Raw genomic sequence first — 23,835 nt, 5'->3', positions numbered from 1 at the left:
TGCGTAATAGAGCAAAGCCTTCACAGTGTTAAATTCAATTACCTTCCTTTCTAGGCTGCCAGCGTCGTTTTAATGCTGTTTATATTTTCGGCCAACCTATATGTGTTAACAGCTTTTAATTCGCTTGATGTTGGTTTGCATGCGTTTGAGCTCTATATTGTAGTGGTCAAGTTAAATTGGCCACGGTTTTATAGTTTAGCCAGTACCTTTTCTCTGACTCGTTTGGTGTTAAACCGCCATTATGTTGATGCGGCCTAACGTGGCTGTAATAGCCAATAATATATTTCGTTATATCTATCTTAGCTTCATTAAAACTTCGATAGCCTACCGTTGGCACCCATTCGGTCTTCAAACTTCTAAAGAACCGTTCCATTGGTGCATTATCCCAACAGTTACCGCGACGACTCATGCTTTGTGTTATCTGGTAACGCCACAGTCGTTGCCTGAACTTTCTGCTTGTGTAATGACTTCCTTGGTCACTATGAAACATAACGTTATCAGGTCTACCACGAAGCTCATAAGCCATCGTTAATACTTTGGCGGTTAACTCACTATCAGGTGAATGTGACATAGCCCAACCAATAGGTTTACGAGCAAACAAGTCAATTACCACTGCTAAGTACGCCCAACGGTTGCCAGTCCAAATATAAGTCACATCACCACACCAGACTTGATTTGGCTCAGTAACATCAAACTGACGCTCTAGCAAGTTAGGGATTGCCACATGCTTTTTAGAGCCTTTCTTATAAGCATGTTGTGGCAATTGGCAGCTAACCAGTTCTAGGTCTTTCATAAACCTTGTCGCGCGATATCGGCTTAACTGAAAACCACGCTGCGTTACAATTTCAGCAATGGTTCTTGCACCTGCGGAGCCTCCACTTAGTTCATGCGCTGACTTTACTTCAGCTCGCAACTTAATTTCTTCTGGAGGCAATGACGTATCACGCAAGCACCAGTATTTATAACTGCTGCGATGGACATCAAATACATCACACAACGTTTGAATCGAATATCTGGCTTTATGGCTCTGATTGAGTTTTTCGATTAATTCGAATTGTTCAGTGAGTCCGACATCAACAGAGCCGTAGCCTTTTTTAGAATTTCCTTTTCTAATTCAATGCGCTCAATCTTCTTCTCAAGCTCACGTATCTTAAGCTGCTCAGGGGTCATAGGTGTCGCTTTCGGGGCTTTACCTTGGCGCTCTTCTTTTAACTGTTTAACCCACTTACCAATTGTTGAAAAACCAACATTCATGGCCTTGGCTGCTTCTTCATGAGTGTAACCATGGTCGACCACCAATTGTGCCGTTTCCAATCTAAATTCTGGACTGAAATTTTTACGTGACTTCTTAGCCATTATCTTCACCTAATACTGCTATGAATTAATCATAACATCCTCTAATTAGGTGGCCAAAATCACTATGCCACTACAATATAGAGGCTACGGCTAAGAGGGATCTTTTTTGCAACTCAACAAACGCATTATCTATATTGGTACTCTTTTAGGTGAAATCACTCTTAACATGGATCATCAGCGTTGATCTATTGGCAACAGGCACACTAAGGAGCATGATTTACCATGTAACTGCTCGATTGTAATAAATAGTCAATTAATCACGATAAAATTGGCATATTTATGCTTTTTACATCATCTGCACTTCTTTAGGGCGATTGGTTGTTCTTTATCTTGATATCACTTTTTAGTTAGAAGTCGTCATAATCTTGTCATTTTCTTCATAAACCCATCAAAATTAAATTATTCTCATAAAAGTCTCATTTTAATTATCGAATTATCACCTATACCCTTTTAATTTTATAATTTTTGGTCTGACCAATTTACAAAGCGTTGGATTAATTGTTATAGATTAGTTATATTTTTCGTCAATGAAGAATTTGATATAACTAAATTAGCTGGTTGATTAGCTTTTTTATAATCATAAATTAGTTAAGATAGACTGAATATTTATTCTGTATGCCGTTTGTGAATTAATGAATGCCTACTTTTGGTGCGTGAGTTAATTTCATATATGACTTCATTATTGGCGTATGTAATCAGAACGGATCCTGTGTGCAATGACTGATTGAACACTAAGACAAGAGAGGATGTATGACTTCAATATCTGAGCAATTATTTAACGCCTTAGGCGTGATGATAATGGGGATGAGCTTAGTCTTTATTTTTTAAGCTTGTTAATCGTCGGTATCACTATCGTCGCCAGATTAACCAAGTCAGAAAATCAAGTTGCAGCAGCGTCGGCGCCAATAGCGCAAGCACCTGCATCAGCAGCAACACTTGACCCTAAGTTAGTAGCAGCAATCACTTCTGCTATTCATCAGTACCGTGCCAAAGATTAATAGTTTAGGAGTAATTATGAGCAAGCCTTTAGCGTTAACAGATGTAGTATTACGAGACGCCCATCAGTCTATTTTGGCAACACGCCTACGTTTAGACGATATGTTACCTATCGCTCCTTTACTGGATAAAATCGGTTATTGGTCACTTGAATCATGGGGAGGCGCGACCTTCGATTCATGCATTCGTTATTTAGGAGAAGATCCGTGGGATCGTATCCGAGAACTTAAAAAGTCATGCCAAATACGCCGCAGCAAATGTTGTTACGTGGTCAAAACCTTTTGGGGTATCGCCATTATGCTGATGATGTAGTAACTCGCTTTGTGGAGCGTGCGCATACTAACGGTGTTGACGTGTTCCGTGTATTTGATGCAATGAATGATGTTCGTAACTTAGAAACGGCTGTTAAAGCGGTGAAACAGGTTGGTGGCCATGCTCAAGGGACTATTTCGTTTACAACTAGCCCAGTTCATACCGTTGATACTTGGGTTGATATGGCTAAAAACCTTGAAGACATGGGTTGTGAGTCATTGTGTATAAAAGACATGGCAGGTCTACTCAAACCAATAGAAGCATTTGACCTAATTAGCAGACTTAAATCTCAAACGGATTTAACAGTGTCTATGCATTGTCATGCTACAACGGGTTTAAGCACTGCAACTTATCAAAAAGCAATTGAAGCGGGTATTGATGTACTTGATACCGCCATTTCGTCAATGAGCCAAACATATGGACATTCAGCGACAGAGACCTTAGTCGCAATGGCTGAAGATAATGGCCGCTCAACTGGCTATGACATGGCGCTGTTAGAAGAAATTGCAGCTTACTTTAGAGAAGTTCGTAAAAAGTATGCTCGTTTTGAAGGTGCACTGAAAGGTATTGATTCACGCATTTTACGTGCACAAGTGCCAGGTGGCATGTTAACCAACATGGAAAACCAGCTCAAAGAGCAGGGCGCTGCGGACAAAATGGATGCTGTATTAGAAGAGATCCCTCGTGTACGTGAAGATCTTGGTTTCTTACCTTTGGTGACGCCAACGTCACAGATTGTAGGTACTCAATCAGTAATTAATGTCTTAATGGGTGAGCGATATAAAACCCTAGCTAAAGAAACTGAAGGCGTATTAAAAGGTGAGTACGGTGCAACACCTGCACCAGTTAACGCTGAACTTCAGGCTAGAGTGCTAGACGGTGGTGAGGCGATTACATGTCGCCCTGCCGATCTTATTGCACCAGAGCTAGATAAGTTACGCCAAGAGTTGGCTGATATCGCGAAGAAAGACAATATTACTTTGGCGGCAGAAACTGATGATGATGTGATGACGTATGCGTTATTTAATCAAATTGGATTACAGTTCTTAACTAACCGTGGTAATCCGGACGCATTTGAGCCTATTCCAAGTGCCGATGACATGGCGGTTGTTGCTGATAAAAAAGACAAAGGGCCTGAAACCTATACCGTTAATGTCCAAGGGCAAAATTTTGTGGTGGAAGTCAGTGAAGGTGGAGATATTAGCCAAATTGTACCCACTTCATCATCAGCTGGTTCTCAAGCGCCAGCTCCGCTTGCACCATTAACGCCGGCGAGTAATGAAATTAAAGTCACGATGAACGCACCGCTGTCAGGCAATATTTTCAAAGTGATGGTGAATGATGGCGACCATGTGAATGAGGGTGATGTGGTATTAATCCTTGAAGCAATGAAGATGGAAACCGAAGTTCGAGCAGAAACGACAGGTGTGATCAGAAATATCGCGGTTAAACAAGGCGATGCAGTTGCAGTTGGCGCACCATTACTGGCACTAGCGTAAGAGGTAGGAGATAGCATGGAAGGATTAATGGCCTTTTGGTCTGAGACAGGTATTGCTAACTTCGCACCTGATCAACTATTTATGATGGCAATTGGCGGGGCATTGTTATATCTCGCCATTGCTAAAGGCTTCGAGCCACTCTTGTTAGTGCCGATTGGTTTCGGTGCTATCCTGGCGAATATTCCTAATGCGGGGTTTACCGACGAAGGCGGTCTACTTTGGTATGCCTACTATGTTGGTATTGAAACAGGCATATTCCCATTACTGATTTTCATGGGCGTGGGGGCGTTAACTGACTTTGGAGCGCTGATTGCTAATCCGAAAACCTTACTATTAGGTGCTGCGGCGCAGTTTGGTATTTTTGCGACCTTGCTTGGTGCAATTGCATTAAATTTAGTGCCTGGGTTTGAGTTTACTATGCAAGATGCTGCGGCAATTGCGATTATTGGTGGCGCCGATGGCCCAACAGCCATTTTCTTAGCCTCTAAACTAGCCCCTGATTTATTGGGTGCAATTGCAGTTGCTGCGTACTCGTACATGGCGTTAGTTCCGTTAATTCAACCACCAATTATGCGTTTATTGACTAACGAATCTGAACGTACCATTAAGATGGAACAGCTGCGTGAAGTCAGCAAAAAAGAGAAAATTATTTTCCCATTGATGGTAGTGGGAATGACCATTTTATTTTTACCAGCAGCAACGCCTTTAGTAGGAATGTTCTGTCTAGGTAACTTAATGCGTGAATGTGGCGTGGTAGATAGATTATCAAGCACTGCTCAAAACGAATTAATTAACATTGTCACTATTTTCCTTGGTTTAGCTGTAGGCTCTAAATTGCAGGCTGAAGAGTTTCTACGTATCGAAACCTTAGGTATTTTAGTCTTAGGAGCTGTCGCATTTAGTATCGGTACAGCTGCTGGTGTGTTGATGGCTAAACTGATGTCTAAAGTCTCAGGTGGTAAGATTAACCCATTGATTGGTGCAGCTGGTGTATCTGCTGTACCTATGGCCGCACGTGTTGTAAATAAGGTAGGTTTAGAGTCAAACCAACAAAACTTCTTATTGATGCATGCTATGGGACCAAACGTTGCTGGTGTACTGGGTAGCGCTGTTGCTGCTGGTGTATTGTTGGCTGTTCTAGGTTAATACCATGCGTTAACTCTGTTTGTTGTAAATTATATTAAAGCCACTGCTAAGCAGTGGTTTTTTTGCTAACACATTGGTCATATTGAGCCTGAGTTCATCTTAATCTTATATGTATAAACAGAAGATAGTGCCATCTATTACGCGTCTGTATCAGGGTTTTAGTTTTCTCACTCTCTCACTATCTTCACTTAGCATTTAACTCATAAGCCTTTCTTTAATTTCTTTTCTTACTCGATTAGCAAGGCTTAAGGGACGTCGATTTATCAGCCTAATCCAATATTAAGGCTTGCATTGCTCCATTGTTGTTCAATCCATATAACGACTCGTATTTTATACCCATTTAGGTGCGATTTTATTTATTTTGCACTAAATTAGCACTACCCTTTATAGGTATGTTGGAGGGGTGTTTTAAAATTTGTATTTAAAACAGTATCTTAGTAAGTTGGCACGTTAGCTGAATAGTAATGGTCACATATTGGCTGATTATAATTGTATTTTATTTATCCGTTTTTGATTGTTTTTGGTCTTAAACGTGAAAATTAATCATTTTTTAGTCGTAAATTAATTTAAGCAAAGGCGCTTAATTATTCCTTAGGGGGTAGTTAGCGCCTTTTTTGTTTTACCTATTTAACACTTAACAAGGATTTAAAGATGAATTGGAAAAAAGCACTTAAACAGACATTACTGGTGATGTCTTTTTCTGCCGTATTGCCAGCCATGGCTGAGGTCGGGTTTCCAGAAAAGGAAGAACTGACTTTTGGTTTTATTAAATTAACTGATATGGCGCCTATCGCTATCGCTTATGAGAATGGTTACTTTGAAGAAGAAGGCCTATACGTCACGATTGAAGCCCAAGCTAACTGGAAGGTGTTATTAGACGGTGTTATTGATGGTCGCTTAGATGGCGCACATATGCTGGCAGGGCAGCCAATAGCTGCCACTATTGGTTATGGTACTAAAGCGCATATTATTACGCCTTTTTCGATGGATTTAAACGGTAATGCCATTACGGTATCCAATGATATTTGGAAAAAAATGAAACCTAACATCGCTAAAAATAGCGATGGCAAACCTGTTCATCCAATTAAAGCTGATGCGCTGAAACCTGTTGTCGAGGAATACACTGAAGCTGGTAAACCGTTCAAAATGGGCATGGTATTTCCTGTATCAACCCATAACTACGAACTACGTTATTGGTTAGCTGCTGGTGGTATTCACCCAGGATACTATGCGCCTCATAAAGGTGACACTTCGGGTCAATTAGATGCGCAAGCATTTCTTTCTGTAACCCCTCCGCCACAAATGCCATCAACGCTTGAAGCTGGCACTATTTATGGATACTGCGTGGGTGAACCATGGAATCAGCAAGCCGTATTTAAAGGCATTGGAGTGCCGGTTGTTACCGACTATGAAATTTGGAAAGACAACCCAGAGAAGGTTTTTGGGATCACGGCTGAATTTGCTGAAAAATATCCTAACACGACGATTCGTTTAACTCGCGCCCTGATTAAGGCGGCTAAGTGGTTAGATGATAATAACAATGCCAATCGTCCAGCAGCTGTAAAAATCTTATCGCAATCTAATTATGTTGGTGCTGATTACGATGTCATTGCTAATAGTATGACCGGCACATTTGAATATGAAAAAGGCGATAAGCGAGCGGTTCCAGACTTCAATGTGTTCTTCCGTTATAACGCAACTTACCCATATTACTCAGATGCGATTTGGTATTTAACGCAAATGCGTCGCTGGGGGCAGATCTCTGAAGATAAACCTGATGATTGGTACAAAGATGTTGCTGCGAAAGTTTATCGCCCAGATATCTATGCTAAAGCTGCTCAATCCTTAATTGATGACAAAACCATTGATGCAAAACATTTCCCAGACTTTGCAACTGAAACTGGCTTTAAAAAACCTCAGCAGCACTTTATTGACGATATCGTGTATGACGGGAGCGCGCCTAATGCTTACATCAATAAGTTCAGCATTGGTCTAAAACAAGGCGATAAGCTGTAATTTACAGCTATCGAAGTGAGGATAGAGCTATGTCAACCATTGCAAAAATTACCCAGAGGCTTCCTATGGATAAGTCATCTGCCAACGTGTTGCTTTCGAAACTAGGTCAAATGAGTAAAACGTTACTGTTACCCATTATTGGCTTAACCGTGTTCTTAGTCTTATGGTCTATCAGCGCAAATAACATCAACACTTCGTTGGGTAAGTTTCCGGGGCCAGTGGCTGTTGTAGCTCAGTTCGACTCGCTTTACCAAGAACATGTGGCTGAACGAGAAAAAGCGGCAGCTTTCTATGAGCGTCAAAAAGTGCGTAATGAAGCTCGCGTGGCAAAAGATCCAACTTATGTGCCAAAGACACGAGCTTATACAGGTAAAGAAACCTTTGTTGATCAGATTGTTACGAGTTTGATTACCGTGATGTCAGGTTTTTTATTAGCCGCGATTATCGCAATTCCATTGGGTATTTGGATGGGGCTGAGCAAAAATTTAAATGCGGCAATAAACCCTATTGTGCAGCTGTTTAAACCCGTCTCGCCATTGGCTTGGTTGCCACTGGTTACTATGGTGGTGAGCGCACTTTATGTCTCTCCAGATCCTATGTTATCGAAATCGTTTATCAATTCGTTACTCACAGTCACTTTATGTAGTTTGTGGCCAATGATCATTAACACCTCAATCGGAGTCGCATCTATTGATACTGATTTATTAAATGTCAGTCGAGTATTGAGGTTATCAGCCTTTACTCATGTGCAGAAAATCGTATTACCAGCATCAATACCGTTAATTTTCACGGGGATGCGTTTATCACTCGGTGTGGCTTGGATGGTGTTAATTGCAGCAGAGATGTTGGCGCAAAACCCAGGCCTTGGCAAATTTGTTTGGGATGAGTTCCAAAACGGAAGTTCAGAGTCGTTATCTCGCATTATGGCAGCCGTTATTGTGATTGGGTTTATTGGTTTCTTACTAGATAGAGCAATGCTTGCACTACAAGCTTGGTTCTCATGGGATAAAGCCCGTTAATTTGGGACGCAAGGAGTAAATATTATGAGTGTATTTTTAGATATCAGTAATATCGATATGGATTTTCCTACCCCTAATGGTCCATTTAAAGCGCTTAAAGAAGTGAACCTGAAGATCAATAAAGGTGAGTTTGTATCGCTCATAGGTCATTCGGGGTGTGGTAAGTCAACTGTACTAAATATCGTAGCGGGTCTTTATCAAGCCACTCAAGGTGGAGTGATTTTAAACAGCGCAGAAGTAACAGAGCCTGGGCCTGAGCGAGCCGTTGTGTTTCAAAACCACTCATTACTGCCATGGCTCACGTCATATCAAAATGTCGAGCTAGCAGTTAAACAAGTATTTAAGAATAAAAAATCCAAAGCTGAAATTAAGGACTGGATTGAATACAACTTAAAGCTGGTACATATGGAACATGCAATGCATAAGCTTCCTAGCGAAATCTCAGGCGGTATGAAGCAACGAGTAGGTATTGCAAGAGCATTGGCAATGGAACCCGAAGTCTTGCTAATGGATGAACCGTTTGGCGCATTAGATGCACTAACGCGTGCGCACATGCAGGACTCGCTAATGGAAATTCAAAACGAGCTGAATAACACCGTTATTATGATTACGCATGATGTGGATGAAGCCGTATTACTATCTGATAAAATTGTCATGATGACCAACGGCCCAGCAGCGACGGTTGGTGAAATTTTAGACGTTAATTTACCAAGACCAAGAGAGCGGTTAGCACTGGCAGAAGACAAAGAATATAACCGTCTACGTGCTGAAGTATTGAAGTTCTTATACGAGAAGCAACGAAAAGTTGAGACCATTAATATTAGCAATTCATCAATTAGTAACGATGAAACTGCTAATGTTGGCTAAGATTACTCTGATGGACAAGATTTAATTACAACAAGGGAAATATGATGAGAAAGAATCAACTTGCGAGTTTTATCAATAAAAGGTTAGCAAAATCAGCGTTAACCATCATTGCTCCAGCATCTTTGGCATTGATGGGCCAAGTACATGCTGCAGAAGCAACGACGATTGCAGAAGCTGTGACTGAAGGGAAAGTGAAAGTCGATTTAAATCTGCGTTATGAAATGGTAGAGCAAGATAACGCATTAAAAGATGCAGATGCCTTTACGTTACGTACCCGATTAACTTACGCCACAGCTGATTACTATGGTTTTAGTTCGTTAGTCGAGTTCGAAGATTCACGTGTCGTAGCGGGTGTTGATGACTATAACGATACTTTAGGAAACAATCCTGATTATTCTGTGATTGCCGATCCTGAAACCACAGAACTTGATCAACTATTTTTAAAATACCAATACGAAGGTTTTAGTGTTAAAGGGGGTCGACAAGTGATCACCTTTGATAATCAGCGTTTTGTGGGACATGTGGGTTGGCGTCAAGATAGACAGACGTTTGATGGCGTCATGCTTGAATATAAGTTCAATGATATGTTCCAAATTGATTATGGTTATATTACTCAGCGAAATCGTATTTTTGCAGAAGCAAAAGATATTGATTCAAAAGATAATTTAATCAATGCTCAATTAAAAACGGGTTTTGGTACGTTAAGCGCCTATGGCTACCTATTAGAAGAAGATACTAATATTGAAAACGGTCTAGACACTTATGGTCTTCGCTTTACCGGTAAAGCTGATATTGGTGATATTAAGTTACTTTATACAGCGGAATATGCCACTCAGGATTCAGATACAGCAGGGCAATCTTATTCTGCAGATTATATGAGCCTTGAGGGGGCGTTGGTTTTTCAGTGGTTACCTTCAAAGTAGGCTACGAGCTGTTAGGTTCAGATGGTGGCGATTATGGTTTCTCGACTCCACTTGCAACACTACATGGCTTTAATGGTTGGACCGACCAATTCTTAACAACACCTAAAGAAGGCTTGGCTGACTTGTATGCATCTATTGGTGGTAGTGTGATTGGTGGTAAATGGGCGGTGGCTTATCACGAGTTTGATGCGGATGAATCAAGTGCAGCGGTGGACGATTTAGGCTCAGAAATCAACGCCGTCTTTAGTATGCCATTATATGACCACTATACCGTTGGCGTTAAATATGCGGCTTATTCAGCTGGTGATGTTGCAGCAGGTAAAGTGGATACTGACAAAGCGTGGGTATGGTTTAACGCAAAGTTTTAGCCTAATGTTAGTCGCGACTTTTAAATAGGTTGGGCTATAAAATGAAAACGGCAGATGAACAATTCATCTGCCGTTTTGTAGGTTTGGTAGCAAATTAACTGAATCTTTAACCAAATCCTTAATTACGTCATTAACTATGCTGTTTGCTCAATGACTTTTTCATTTGAATTAAACTGCGTTTCATCAAATTGACCTTCACTTTTACCAACCACAACCGCTGTCATCATATCGCCAGTGACGTTCGTTGCTGTACGTATCATGTCAATTACACGGTCAATTGCCGCAATAAATGCGATTCCTTCAAGCGGTAAACCAACAACACCTAAGGTAACGGTTAGCATAACCATTGCACTACCAGGTACACCTGCAGTACCAACTGACGCTACTGTTGCTGTCACAGCAATAAGCATGTAATCGCTGATTTCTAATGGGATACCATAAATTTGGGCAATGAAGATTGCCGCAATAGCAGGGTAAATACCGCCACAACCGTCCATATTCATGGTTGCGCCAAGAGGTAAAACAAAAGCACTATAGCGTTTAGATACGCCCATTGATTCAGTACATTTAGTACTTGCTGGTAATGTACCAAAGCTAGATGCAGTACTGAATGCGACTAACTGTGCAGGCATGGCTTTGCGGAAAAATTGTATCGGGCTCAGTTTAGCGACAAACTTAATTAAGCCACCATAGACAAAAATGATGTGGATGAGCGCTGCGACATAAATTGCGATAATGAACTTACCTAATGGCAATAAGGTTGATAAACCGTACTCACCCACAACCCAAGCCATTAAACCAAATACACCTATTGGGGTGAGTTTTAATACCATACGAGTGAGTTCAAACATGACTTCTGCGCCAGCTGAAATGGTATTTTTAAGTGGTGCAGCTTTTTCGCCAACAGCATTAATAGCGATACCCACTAATGCAGCAAATACGATAATTTGCAGTACTTTTCCTTCTGCTAATGAGGCAAAAGGATTAACTGGGATCATATTTAATAAGACTTGAGCAAACCCTGGAATATCACGGTCTCTCACTTCCGTTGTCGCCAGCTCAATACTGCCGCCCATATCAAAAGAACTACCAATGGCAAGACCTATGAATGATGCAGCCGTGCCTGTTAGCATAAACAGGCCTAAGGTCTTAAAGCTAAGACGTTTAAGGTTTGCTTGAGAACCTAAAGAAGTAATACTAACGACAATGGCGCAGAAAACTAAGGGTGCGACCAACATTTTAATGGCACTGATAAACAAGTCACCGAGTGGTTTCAGCATTACGGCGCTTTCGCCTAAAGCAACACCCGCCATGATACCAAAAGCAAAACCTGCGAGGACTTTTTGCCAAAAAGGAATACGTTTCAAGGTTTGAAAAATCATTAAATTTCCAACTATTTATTATACTTGCCGTTGTTTTCAGCAAGGGGATTATTATTTCAATAACCGAACACAATTACACAAAGGCTATTGAATAGTCATTGCTGAAGTTACGCTGCATAAGCAATACGATGGTTCACATCATTAAGGTTCAGCTTATTTTAATATTGCTTATCTACAGTTCTCGGTGGAGCAATTTTCGAATTGTATTGAGTCAATCATAACGGGACAAACCGTTTTTGATATAACTTATACCATTTTTGAGACTTGTTAAATGTACTTTAAATTTCAACAACTTGCTAACCCTTGGTAAGGTGTGACTTCAAAGTGATTAAAACTCTATAAATATCATCAGGTAAAGTAAATGACAGCGTTATGGTTAATGTTTAGCGGGGCCTTTTTAGCAGCAACTTTGTTACCAGGAGGCTCAGAAGTTTTACTTGTCGCTTTATTGAATGAAGCCCCACAAACATGGTTTGCATTGCTTGTTGTGGCCAGTATTGGTAATTCGTTAGGGGCAATCACCAGTTATTACTTAGGCTATTTAGGCCGCTTTGCGAAGACGCCAGAGGACTTTGCCTCTAAAAATACCAACATGGACTAAAATTAATCGAAAAATATGGCTATTGGGCATTATTGCTATCTTGGCTGCCATTAATCGGCGATATTTTATGTTTAATCGCAGGATGGCTAAAGTTACCTATTGTCCCATCGACTATCATGATACTCATCGGTAAAACGATTCGTTACTCTTTAATTGTGGCAGCATTTATGTTGGCATGGTAATAATGACCCTACGAGGTAGGGTATCCATCATATTGAATATTAATATATAACTTTCAAACACTTTAGATTGTATTTTTGCAAGCCATAGCGCAATTATCACTACTATTGGAAACTATCTGAATAAAGCAGGGTCGTAAGCCCATACTATTATGCTATTAATTTTTTAAAGGAAGTTTAAGTGAAGAAATGGATCTTAGCAGCGGCGATCTCTATTGCCATAAGTGGCTGCGCACATGACGTAAAAACGTCCTCCAGTTTGCCTCAAGGCGTGACTTTAATCGAAACCGTTGGTGTATCTGACGCGGTGAGTATCCCTTATAAAAAATATTTGTTAGAGAATGGACTGACAGTTATTTTGCATCAGGACAATTCAGATCCTCTTGTTCATGTTGATGTTACTTACCATGTGGGGTCTGCTCGTGAAGTAGAAGGCCGCAGTGGTTTTGCTCATTTATTCGAACACATGATGTTCCAGGGCTCCCAGCATGTTGGAGATGAGCAACACTTTAAAGTCGTCACAGAAGCTGGTGGTACGCTTAACGGAACGACTAATACCGATAGAACAAATTATTTTGAAACCGTGCCAAGTAACCAGCTCGAAAAAATGTTGTGGCTAGAGTCAGACCGAATGGGCTTTTTGTTGCCAGCATTGACCAGTGAAAAATTTGAAGTTCAGCGTGAAACGGTGAAAAACGAACGTGCTCAACGTATCGACAACCAACCATATGGCCGTTTGAATGAACGCTTTAATCAAGCCATGTTTCCTGAGGGACACCCTTACTCATGGCCTGTGATTGGCTGGCCAGAAGATCTAGAACGCGCAACGGTTGATGATGTTCGTAATTTCTTTAAACGTTGGTATGGGCCTAACAATGCTACGTTAACTATTGGTGGGGATTTTGATGAAATGCAAACGCTTGCCATGGTTAATAAGTACTTTGGTGAGTTAGCCCGTGGCCCTGAAGTTAAAGCCGATCCTAAAACCCCTGTTACTCTCGATGAAACCCGATATATTTCGATGGAAGATAAGGTGCATCTACCTCTGATTTATATGGGTTTTCCAACAGTTTATGCCCGTCATGAAGATGAAGCTGCATTAGATTTATTGGCCAACATTTTAGGCGGCGGTAAAACATCGCTGTTATACAAAAATCTGGTTAAAGATGGCTTTGCTGTGCAGGCATCAGTCGGTCATCCTTGCCAAGAGTTATCGTGTCGTTTGACTTTATATGCGTTGGCAAATCCTGCATCAGGTACCGACCTTGCTAAATTAGAGCAAAAAATTAATGACTCGATTGCCGAGTTTGAGCTGCGTGGTGTGACCGATGACGATCTACAAAAAGTAAAAGTGCAATTTGAAGCCGATACCATTTACGGCATGCAAAGTGTGAAAGGCAAAGTTTCTACACTGGCTTACAATCAAACCTTTTTTGATAACCCTAATATGGTCGCCAGTGATTTAGCTCGTTATGCCAGTGTTACCAAAGAAGATGTGATGCGGGTTTTTAAAACCTATATCAAAGATAAACCAATGGTCGTAATGAGTGTGGTTCCTGAAGGGGCTAAACAGCTTATCGCTAAAGAGGATAACTTTACTCCGGTAACGCAATCAGTGGCCGATGTAGCGGTAACAGGAACAGAGAATGTTCGTCAAATTACCTCAAGCTTTGATCGCACCGTGATGCCGAAGGTAGGCGCTGCGCCCGTGCTTAAAGTACCAAAGCTATGGAATGCATCACTAGCAAATGGCATCGAGGTCATGGGAACAGAAAACCATGAAACCCCAACGGTAGAGTTATTAATTTACCTTGATGGCGGTAATCGGTTACCTGAAATTGAAAAAGCAGGTGTCGCCTCTTTAACGGCTTCAATGTTAAATGAGTCGAGTCAAAAACGAACAACAGAAGAATTAGCAGGCGCACTTGAAATGCTAGGCAGTAGTATTTCATTTGGAGCAACCTCTACTCAGAGCTACATTCAAGTATCGAGTTTGACTGAAAATCTGACACCTACGTTGGCAATTTTACAAGAAAAGTTATTTTCGCCAGGTTTTGTTGAGGCTGATTTTGAGCGTCTAAAACAACAGGAAATACAAGGGTTACAACACCAAGAATCAGATCCTAACTATCTCGCTCGTAGAGCATTTTCAGGATTACTTTTTGGCGAAGATACTCACTTTAGCGTTCAAGCCTCAGGCAGTGTAGCGACAGTTTCTGCTTTGACATTAGATGACGTAAAGCAGTTCTATCAAACCCAATATAAAGCAGGTAATGCACAGATGGTGTTAGTGTCTGATTTACCTCAACAGCAGGTGATGTCTGAACTTTCGGTACTGGAGAAATGGCAAGGCAGTGCAAATAATGCTGAAGCCTTACCAACATTCCCAACGCTTGCTGGTGGCACTATTTACGTTATTGATAAACCCGGTGCGGCTCAATCAGTGATTAAGATAGGTAAGCGAGCATTACCTTATGATGCGACTGGGGAGTATTTTAAATCTTTCTTAATGAATTACCCATTAGGTGGAGCATTTAATAGTCGTATAAACCTGAATCTACGTGAAGATAAAGGCTATACCTACGGGGCAAGAACTGGCTTTAATGGTAATGATGTTATCGGTCGTTTTGAAGCAACTGCCAGTGTTCGCACTGATGTAACGGCTGAGTCAGTGACTGAGTTTGTGAATGAAATAAAACGTTTTCAAGCTGAAGGTATGACGGATAAAGAGTTAGCTTTCATGCGCAGTTCTATTTCTCAAGGCAAAGCGCTTGAGTATGAAACCCCATATCAAAAAGCGGGCTTTATGCGCATGATACAGCGTTACCAATTGGCAGATGATTTTACTGAGCAACAGGCTGATATTGTGGCGACAATCAGTAAAGATGAACTTAACCAGTTAGCTAAAGCGCAGTTAGATTTATCGAGTATGATTATGGTCATTGTTGGCGATAAAACGGTGATTTCACCTAAACTTGAAGCTTTAGGCTATCCTATAAAAGAGATTAAATAGGTTTCGCTATTGTTTTTAAAAATATAGACCCTATATAGGTTTTATAGGGTCTGATATGATGAAAGACCACATAACGGTGACAATAATGATGTTACCGTTTTTTATTTTAAGACGATTGAACGTAAATTTATTCAATGAAGCAGATTTTATTATGCATTGTTGGAAATAATATCGTTTAATAGCAGGTCTAGCAGATTGTAAGTCGCAATATGAACCGATGCGGCTGACTAATTCGAGTGATTAATTCGAGTTATTAATTCGGGTTACAATAAGAGAACAGCAAATTGAACTCATTCAATGAAATAATCGATTACCTTTCCAACGACCAAGGTCGTGAATCACTGCTCGGTATGTTAAGGGGCATTGAACGTGAAGCTTTAAGAATCGATGACTCTGGTCAATTAGCAAAAGACGGTCACCCAGAAAAGTTAGGTTCAGCCTTAACTCACTCTCGTATTACCACAGATTACAGTGAGTCTCTTTTAGAGTTCATCACTCCAGTTAATTCTAATATTGACACTTTATTAGATGGCTTGACTCAAACTCATGCCTACAGTGTTAAAAATATGAATGGCCAAACACTCTGGCCTGTCAGCATGCCTTGTTATGTTGGCGATGAGAAAGATATTCCGATCGCCCGTTACGGCAGTTCAAATAATGGAAAAATGAAAACCCTTTATCGTCAAGGGCTAACTCATAGATATGGACCTTTAATGCAGATTATTGCAGGGGTTCACTTTAATTTTTCAGTGTCAGAAAAACTGTGGGATGCTTTGTACGAGAAAAGTGATAAACAGCTTTCTCGACAAGATTTTATCTCAGAATCTTATTTTGGCATGATCCGTAACTATCGCCGTTTGGTATGGGTATTGCCATACTTTTTTGGCTCTTCACCCGCACTATGTAGTTCGTTTATTAAAGAACAGCCAGTTGATTTTGATTTTAAGAAAACAGGTAAAGGGACACTTTACTTACCTTACGCAACGTCATTGCGTATGAGTGATTTAGGTTACACCAATAAAGAGCAGGAGCAGCTAGATATTAGTTATAACTCGCTACCTGAGTATCTAGCGGGTGTAGGCGAAGCGATTAGAATGCCTTCAGCAAGCTTTGCAAAAATCGGGGTTAAGGTTGGCAATGAATATCGCCAGTTGAATAGCAACGTTTTACAAATCGAAAATGAATTTTATTCGCCAATTCGGGCTAAACGCGTTGCTAAGTCAGGTGAAAAACCATCTGAAGCGCTTGCTAGAGCTGGTGTAGAATATATCGAAGTGCGTGCTCTTGATGTCAACCCTTATAGCCCTATTGGTATTGATGCTAGTCAGGTTAAGTTCCTTGATTTGTTCTTGCTTTATTGTTTATTACTTTCATCCGATAAAACAGATGTTGAAGGAGAGGCTGAAATAGCCGCTAACTTAAAAGCTGTTGTACTTGAAGGTCGTAAACCTGACTTAACCTTAAGTAGAAAGGGCAAACACGTTAAGTTAACTGAATGGTTAAGTGATATTTTTGAGCCAATGTCACGACTTGCTGTTTTACTTGATGGTAAGGGTAATCAGTACCAACAAGCATTATCACAGTGGCAAGAAGCGATTAACGACCCAAGTAAAACACTATCTGGTCGTGTGCTTGAAGATGTAGTTAATCAAGGTATTGATCATGGTGTGTGGGTGAAACAACTTGCAAAACAGTACCATGAGTACCTGTCTAATTATCCGTTATCAGCCAACACTCTGGCTGAATATGAAGCTGAAGCGCAAGAGTCTCTAAGAGTGCAGCAAGATATTGAAGCACAACCCGCAGTGAGCTTTGATGAGTTTTTAGCGGATTATTTTGCTGATTTAGCGCAGCCAGCAGTTGCCGTTAATCAATGAAGATAACGGCCTTATTATTGATGATGCTTGCACTGCTTCAAGGGTGTGCAAGTTCATCAGATGATGAGTTTATGTGTGGTTCGGTTGCGAGTTACATTACGCCGCCGAGTGCAGACAACCTATATCGGGTGGTTGTCACACATCTTGATGGTCAAGCTGTTATTTCGCGTCCTTATTATAAACTGACAGCAGGTAAGCACACGTTTACTTTAGCTGAGCTAATAGAGTCGCCAGAATTGAAAGTTAAACTCGCAGCCAGACAAACCAAAAAGCTGGATATTGTGGTTGAACGTGAGCAGCGCTATCATTTAGCAGCTGAACTTAAAGTTGATAAAACATATACAGGGCTTAATAGCGACTATTGGAAGCCAGTGGTTTGGAAGCAAACGTCTTATGAATGTGTATTTACCGATAAGATGGGATAAATACTCAATGCTCCCCAAGCGATAATTGCATCAAGGAATAATGCTTAGTCATTTTTCGTCCCATACCTATTTTTCATTCTCCTTGTGTTCAATTAATCGCTTTACATTTATCTCTTCAACGCAGTTATTTAAAAAGTGACTGAAAAATCATTTAGCAAAGTGACTTAAAGTTAGCCTCATAAACTAGCCTTCTTAAAATTAGCGACCTCAAAATATCGTTAATAGCCTATATGTGCTGTGATGATATCAATCCGTGATAGTCCATAACCGTCTAAGCGACACTGTCTAATCGTCAGTTAAGTCATGGGATATTCTGTCGCTTTATTATAACGACTTCGTCAGCTTTTTTATGATAAAGCGGTTTGCATCTCTGTCACTTTGATGTGAGAATCTACCCGTCTTTGGATTTTCATATTCAGTTGTTTTCATTTGCTATAAGGGCTTTTATGAAGTGGTTTTTTCGTGCTTTAAGCACCATTTTATTATTACAACTAACTGGTTGTGCCACACCTCCACCAAAAGAGCCTGACAACCTGTGTTCTATTTTCCAAGAAAATCGCTCTTGGTATAAAGCTGCTGTCAATACTCGTGATAAATGGGGCGTACCGGTTCATGTGCCTTTAGCCATGATGTATCAAGAAAGCTCATTTAAACATAATGCTGCACCGCCTATGGAATATTTCCTCGGTTTTATTCCTATTGGGCGTGCCAGTGATGCTTATGGTTATGCGCAAGCGAAAACGATGACTTGGGATGATTACGTACGAGAAACAGGTAATTCATGGTCGAGTCGAAGTAACTTTGATGATGCGATGGATTTTATGGGGTGGTTTATTTATAAAACTAATAAAATCAATGGTATTTCTAAGTGGGACGCAAAAAATCAATATTTGAATTATCACGAAGGATGGGGCGGTTACAAACGGGGAACTTATAAAGCCAAAGCGTGGCTAGGCCCTGTCGCCAATCGCGTCGATGCACGTTCAAAAACCTATGCTCAACAGTATCACACTTGTAAAGAAGACTTAGATTCTTCTTGGTTATGGCGTTTATTCTTTGGGTAATCCATCGCCTTGAACCATAAGCCTCGCCAATGCGAGGCTTTTTTATTTCATTTGTATAAAAACACTGACAATAATAAATCTAAACTTTCAGCGACAATGTCCGATAACAATTGTAGATATTGTGTTAATTCTTTAATGTTGCACAGGATTTAACATCTTACGATTTATCAATAATAAAAATTGTAACCACTTAGGTTTAAAATAATTTATTCGTTTTCGGAACCCTATATGCAAACTCATAATGATAATAATAAATTGCAGACGAGGTTATTATTACCCGTCATGTCGTTTGTCTTGCTCGCCATTGTTGTTTCACTGTTTCTTCCTGATCAAATCTCCACATTCCAATTGGTCATATTGCTTGTTTGCTTAGGGACTGCGCAGTCGTTTGCCTTGCTATATGTTTACCAGCAGCAAGTACAAAAACGCTTAAATGTATTGAGCCATTATTTAGCGTTAGTGGTCAGTACTCATACAGCGCCCGATAAGCCATTAAAGGATAATGGAGATGACCAAATTGCTAATATCAGTAATGGATTAAGCGATTTCATTGAAGATTTGAAAGCTGTTATTGATGAGATTCGAGCCGATGCTAATGATGTTCGCTCAGGATCATATGAACTTGCTTCTCAAATGGGAGCTGCTGAGTCATCAATGAGTCAAAGCACACAAGAGAATGAACAAATAAGTGCTTCTTTAACTGAGATTGTTCACACTGCGGATGAATTATTTACTAATGCTGAAGAGCTTAAGTCGACATCAGTTCAAGTTAAAGAGCTATTAGCATCAGGAACAAGTGATGCACAAAATAACCAAAGCTCAATGACGACCTTTGCTAATGGCATTGAGAGCATGGTGTCTGATTTAGATTTGCTGAACAGTGATAGCCAGAAGATTGGAAACGTTTTAGAAGTCATTAAAAGTATTGCCGAGCAAACTAACTTGTTAGCCCTAAATGCTGCAATTGAGGCTGCTAGAGCGGGTGAGCAAGGGCGTGGCTTTGCTGTTGTAGCAGATGAAGTGCGAGCCTTAGCGCATCGAACACAAGAATCGACAGTTGAAATTCAATCAATTGTGCTAGAGCTTCAAGCTAAAGCTGGAAATGCGGTCAGTGCCATCGGAGAAAGTCAGCGTGTCACCCAAGAAAGCCTACAACAATGTCAGCGTGTGACCCAAGCCTTTAGCGATATAGGACACGTCTTTGAGCAATTAGACAGTGTTGCTGGCAATATGACTTACAGTATTCAAGGTCAGCAAACTTCAACGGGAAGCATTAATAATCGTGCGATTGAAATTTCACGTTTAAGCCATGAGGTGCAATTAAATCTCGAAGCGATTTCATTAAGAGCACAACAACAAAAGGCAAGCTCTGAAAACCTTGAACAAGTACTAACCCGAGTGTGTATTTAACAAGCTTAAAGGTAGCAAATAAAAAAGGAGCCTTAGGCTCCTTTTTTGCTTTATAGCGAACATGACTCACTACAATTTAACGCTCGAATTCAGCCAATATCCAAGCAAGAGGGGCTTGGTACTGCTCAGGCATCCACTGTTGTAATAGTGCAATACTGTCGTCAACCATCGCTTTATTGTGTGCTGATAAATTGAGATGACCCACTTTACGGCCCACTCTGACTTCTTTGTTGTACCAGAATAGCTCTGCATTCGGTAAGCTTAGCCAGCGGTCGTCTTTATCCACACCAATTAAGTTAACCATCACACATTTATAGTTAACTTGTGGGGTGTGGATCGGTAAATCACACAATGCACGCAGGTGTAATTCAAACTGATTGATGTGGCAGCCTGACTGTGTCCAGTGCCCTGAGTTGTGCACTCGTGGTGCTAACTCATTCACCAGTAGCTCATCACCGACACGGAAACATTCCATCGCCATAACTCCCACGTAATCGAGAGCATCCATGACGCTAGTTAACATTGCTTCAGCTTGTGGTTGAAGGTGGTCTAATCGGCTTAATGGCGAAATAGAAGCCATTAAAATACCATCTTGATGTAAGTTAAGGGTTAATGGGTAAAAAACACATTCACCATTTTGGGTTCTGACACCAATAATTGATACTTCTTCATCAAAATTGATTGCTTGCTCTGCAATGGCTTCATTGCGCCAATCAGCGGGGATTTCTGTTCCTTCAGCTTGCTTTAACCAATGCTGACCTTTGCCGTCATAACCGCCAGTGCGGCGTTTAAGTAATACTCTATCACCATATTGCTGATGCAAGTTTGAGGTATCGGTATTGTCATCAACTAATTCCCAAGGCGATGTCGGAACCGACAGTTCATCCAATAAGCTTTTTTGGGTGAAGCGGTCAGCCAAACGCCCAAAAACGGGGCCATTAATAAAATGCTGATGTTCACTTAATTGCAGGCTTAGGGATGACTCTGGCCATTGCTCACGCTCTGCAGTGATAATATCAGTATCTTTCAGCGGTAAACGCTCATTAGATGGCGTCATGATGTCCACAGGTTGGACATTGATTGCTAAAGGTTGACCAGCATGGGAAAGCATGGCGCCGAGTTGGCCATCGCCAAGTACCCAGACATTATGTTGCTTAGGGTTTTGCTGAGCCATTATTAAGCTTCCCTCGGATCTGGATTTTCAAGAATGGTGTTAGTTTGATCATCTCTAAATGCATCAAGACGAGCAGCCAGTTCAGCGTCCGTTACAGCAAGGATTTGACTTGCAAGTAAGCCAGCATTAAATGCACCCGCCGTGCCGATTGCTAAGGTACCCACTGCTATACCTTTAGGCATTTGAACGATTGACAGTAAGCTATCCATTCCTGAAAGCGCCTTACTTTGTACTGGCACCCCAAGAACGGGTAAACGGGTTTTTGAAGCGATCATACCAGGTAAGTGAGCAGCACCACCGGCGCCACCAATAATCACTTTATAACCTTTATCGGCAGCAGTGCTTGCAAAGTCCATTAGTTTGTCAGGAGTACGGTGCGCTGAGACAACTTCAACATGATATGGCACCTGAAGCTTATCCATTATTTCTGCGGCGGCTTCCATGGTGGGCCAATCACTCTTAGATCCCATTACTACGGCAACAAGGGCTTGCATGATAACTCCTTAACACACTTATATTATTAGGTTATTTCTTACTTTTCCCTGCGTAGGGTACAGGGCTTATCACCATGAAAATCATGACGATAAAAAAGGGGCTAGATAATAGCATGCTGGCTCTATTTTCGCTGCATTTCAGTGTTTTCTGCGGCTGAAACTCAGTTTCTGATTGCGAATGCTAACAGGGTACTCTACTGTTAATGACATAGGCTTTGAACTCGAGGGTACTTTATGGCATTCGAAAGGTTAAAGACTAAGGGACTAGTTTTTTGCACTGTATTTTTTTACTACATTTAATCAGCAGCTTATAGCTGCAACTCATGCCGTTATGTTAACGGAAGTTGATGAAACGATAGTGTCTATTTCTGGTAATGAAGAGATGGAAGCAATTGCATTATTAACAGAGTTTAGTGATGAGCAGCTAACATTTGACCAAGAACAAGTTAGCATGACTCGTGGTTGGTTAGAATTATCTAAACAGCAAAATAGTTGCATGTTTAATAAAATAAAAACCGCAGAACGTGAAAGCGTCGCTCATTTTTCCAAATATCCTATCAGTGTTTACCCTCCACTTAGATTAATCGTAATGAGTCATAATCGGGAACTCTTTCCCAAAGAGTTTGATTTAGCGAATTTTCCTGCAGATACACATGGTCAACTTGGGGTCGTCAAAGATAGAGCTTATGGCGACTTTATTGATGAGAGAATAAAAAGAAACCCACATCAATACTATATTCGTGGCGGGATGGGCTCTTCAAACAGTTTAATTAAAATGCTTAAAGCAGAGCGAGTAAAGGGGATTATCGAGTACAGTGAAGTGGTCGATGCCTTTTTACGAGACAATAACCAGAGCTTAGATTATCAATCTATTCCTATTCGCCATGTGACTCAGCCTATTTATGGCTACATCGTTTGTTCACAAGGCGAAAAAGGTAAAAAAGTCATTGCTGAAATTGACCGAATTATGGGTCTACAAAGTTTTCAAGAAGCTTTTATTCAAATGCATGCTGACTTTTTTGGTGAAGCTGAACAAGCCATTTTAATTCCTGAATTAGAACGTGTTTTTAGTCAGTAATAACCGTTATTATTTTTTTGAGTCGTGGCAATACTGATATTATTTAAAAAATTTAACCCTTTTTGATTTGTTATCCGTTATTACTAATAGGTGAAAACGGTTAAGGGGCTAAAAATGGGAACATCATCGAAGTTATCACGTCAAAAATTGGAGGGCTATTACTTCAATAAAGGGCGTTTATGGCGGTCTATTTTAGTTGGTCTGACATTACTATTGGTGTTGTTAGTGAATCTTACTCTACATGTGCGAGCTGAGGTCACGAACAAACCTAATGCCGTTCAAGCAGAGCCAATTGATCCGATTATTCTTCCTAAAAAACCGACGATGCCGCCAGTTAAACCTGGGCTTTATCAAGGGCAGCTGAGCATTGATGGTCATGGTGGTAATATGGTGACAGGGGAAACGCCGCTGTCGCGATACCGACTTTCCTTTAATGATGCTGATTACGATGCGCTACAATCCTTGATAGCTCAAGGCCAGTTACCTTTACGAAACGCAGTTAGTAGCCATCAATTAGTTAACCATTTCGATTATCAATTCGACAACACATTAGCTAACAGCGGCGAGTTGTCAAAAAACTATAAAGTGACCACAGAACTTGCGCCATCGCCATTCAATCAAAGCACGTTTCTACTA

The 23,835-nt window shown here is 40.7% G+C and carries 15 protein-coding genes and 4 pseudogenes; 15 read left to right on the top strand and 4 right to left on the bottom strand.

Features of this window, described 5'->3' with window-relative positions:
* Positions 1–166 precede the first annotated feature (166 nt).
* A protein-coding gene (locus ACGEDC_RS02885) for an IS3 family transposase (RefSeq protein WP_394493236.1) occupies positions 167–1,356 on the bottom strand; the annotation gives its coding sequence in 2 pieces (ribosomal slippage) (positions 167–1,098 and positions 1,098–1,356; 1,191 coding nt in all).
* 830 nt (positions 1,357–2,186) lie between these two features.
* Here ACGEDC_RS02885 and ACGEDC_RS02880 point away from each other — a divergent pair.
* The 7 genes and pseudogenes from ACGEDC_RS02880 (at position 2,187) to ACGEDC_RS02850 (ending at position 10,502) form a co-directional block, all read left to right on the top strand.
* Positions 2,187–2,354, top strand: a complete 168-nt coding sequence (locus tag ACGEDC_RS02880) for an OadG family transporter subunit (protein WP_394496334.1) — start codon at positions 2,187–2,189, stop codon at positions 2,352–2,354.
* Between the two features lie 16 nt (positions 2,355–2,370).
* Positions 2,371–4,163, top strand: a pseudogene (gene oadA, locus ACGEDC_RS02875) (sodium-extruding oxaloacetate decarboxylase subunit alpha).
* Positions 4,164–4,178: 15 nt separating this feature from the next.
* Complete coding sequence (locus ACGEDC_RS02870; RefSeq protein WP_055025721.1) at positions 4,179–5,309, top strand: sodium ion-translocating decarboxylase subunit beta; 1,131 nt, start codon at positions 4,179–4,181, stop codon at positions 5,307–5,309.
* Between the two features lie 651 nt (positions 5,310–5,960).
* Positions 5,961–7,325: a CmpA/NrtA family ABC transporter substrate-binding protein gene (locus tag ACGEDC_RS02865; RefSeq protein ID WP_055025720.1), complete on the top strand. Its 1,365-nt coding sequence runs from the start codon at positions 5,961–5,963 to the stop codon at positions 7,323–7,325.
* 29 nt (positions 7,326–7,354) lie between these two features.
* A complete protein-coding gene (locus ACGEDC_RS02860) occupies positions 7,355–8,344 on the top strand; it encodes an ABC transporter permease (protein ID WP_394496331.1) in 990 nt (329 codons plus the stop codon).
* A 24-nt stretch (positions 8,345–8,368) separates the two neighbouring features.
* A complete protein-coding gene (locus ACGEDC_RS02855) occupies positions 8,369–9,211 on the top strand; it encodes an ABC transporter ATP-binding protein (RefSeq protein ID WP_055025718.1) in 843 nt (280 codons plus the stop codon).
* A gap of 44 nt (positions 9,212–9,255) precedes the next feature.
* Positions 9,256–10,502, top strand: a pseudogene (locus tag ACGEDC_RS02850) (alginate export family protein).
* Between the two features lie 134 nt (positions 10,503–10,636).
* On the opposite strand, the gene ACGEDC_RS02845 reads toward ACGEDC_RS02850, so the two are convergent.
* The gene (locus ACGEDC_RS02845; protein ID WP_394496328.1) at positions 10,637–11,884 is read right to left on the bottom strand and encodes a dicarboxylate/amino acid:cation symporter; all 1,248 of its coding nucleotides are present in this window, start codon (positions 11,882–11,884) and stop codon (positions 10,637–10,639) included.
* Between the two features lie 361 nt (positions 11,885–12,245).
* Between ACGEDC_RS02845 and ACGEDC_RS02840 the strand changes: the two are divergent.
* The 6 genes and pseudogenes from ACGEDC_RS02840 to ACGEDC_RS02815 all read left to right on the top strand — a co-directional run bounded on the left by ACGEDC_RS02840 (position 12,246) and on the right by ACGEDC_RS02815 (position 20,453).
* Positions 12,246–12,667: pseudogene (locus ACGEDC_RS02840) on the top strand (YqaA family protein).
* 178 nt (positions 12,668–12,845) lie between these two features.
* Positions 12,846–15,677: a M16 family metallopeptidase gene (locus ACGEDC_RS02835; protein WP_394496326.1), complete on the top strand. Its 2,832-nt coding sequence runs from the start codon at positions 12,846–12,848 to the stop codon at positions 15,675–15,677.
* Positions 15,678–15,961: 284 nt separating this feature from the next.
* On the top strand, positions 15,962–17,554 hold the full coding sequence (gene gshA / locus ACGEDC_RS02830; RefSeq protein WP_394496324.1) for a glutamate--cysteine ligase: 1,593 nt from the start codon (positions 15,962–15,964) through the stop codon (positions 17,552–17,554).
* Positions 17,551–17,979 carry a hypothetical protein gene (locus ACGEDC_RS02825; RefSeq protein WP_394496322.1) on the top strand — a complete coding sequence of 143 codons (429 nt, stop codon included), beginning with the start codon at positions 17,551–17,553 and terminating at the stop codon, positions 17,977–17,979. The genes gshA and ACGEDC_RS02825 overlap by 4 nt, the downstream gene beginning before the upstream one ends.
* Positions 17,980–18,425: 446 nt before the next feature.
* Entirely contained in the window at positions 18,426–19,043 is a 618-nt protein-coding gene (locus ACGEDC_RS02820; RefSeq protein ID WP_080916340.1) for a hypothetical protein, read from the top strand.
* Positions 19,044–19,271: 228 nt separating this feature from the next.
* The gene (locus ACGEDC_RS02815; RefSeq protein ID WP_055025711.1) at positions 19,272–20,453 is read left to right on the top strand and encodes a methyl-accepting chemotaxis protein; all 1,182 of its coding nucleotides are present in this window, start codon (positions 19,272–19,274) and stop codon (positions 20,451–20,453) included.
* 76 nt (positions 20,454–20,529) lie between these two features.
* Here the strand turns inward: ACGEDC_RS02815 and purK are convergent, their stop codons facing one another.
* Positions 20,530–21,627, bottom strand: coding sequence for a 5-(carboxyamino)imidazole ribonucleotide synthase (gene purK / locus ACGEDC_RS02810; protein WP_394496319.1), 1,098 nt, complete (start codon positions 21,625–21,627; stop codon positions 20,530–20,532).
* 2 nt (positions 21,628–21,629) lie between these two features.
* Positions 21,630–22,121, bottom strand: coding sequence for a 5-(carboxyamino)imidazole ribonucleotide mutase (purE, locus tag ACGEDC_RS02805; protein ID WP_055025709.1), 492 nt, complete (start codon positions 22,119–22,121; stop codon positions 21,630–21,632).
* A gap of 331 nt (positions 22,122–22,452) precedes the next feature.
* On the opposite strand from purE, the gene ACGEDC_RS02800 reads away from it, so the two are divergent.
* Positions 22,453–23,199: a hypothetical protein gene (locus tag ACGEDC_RS02800; protein ID WP_394496316.1), complete on the top strand. Its 747-nt coding sequence runs from the start codon at positions 22,453–22,455 to the stop codon at positions 23,197–23,199.
* A 114-nt stretch (positions 23,200–23,313) separates the two neighbouring features.
* Positions 23,314–23,823, top strand: a pseudogene (locus ACGEDC_RS02795) (VWA domain-containing protein); the annotation flags it as partial.
* Positions 23,824–23,835 lie beyond the last annotated feature (12 nt).

The sequence above is a fragment of the Shewanella sp. ENK2 genome, from assembly GCF_043568515.1.
Taxonomy (GTDB): domain Bacteria; phylum Pseudomonadota; class Gammaproteobacteria; order Enterobacterales; family Shewanellaceae; genus Shewanella; species Shewanella japonica.
This window is presented reverse-complemented; position numbering and strand designations above follow the sequence as displayed.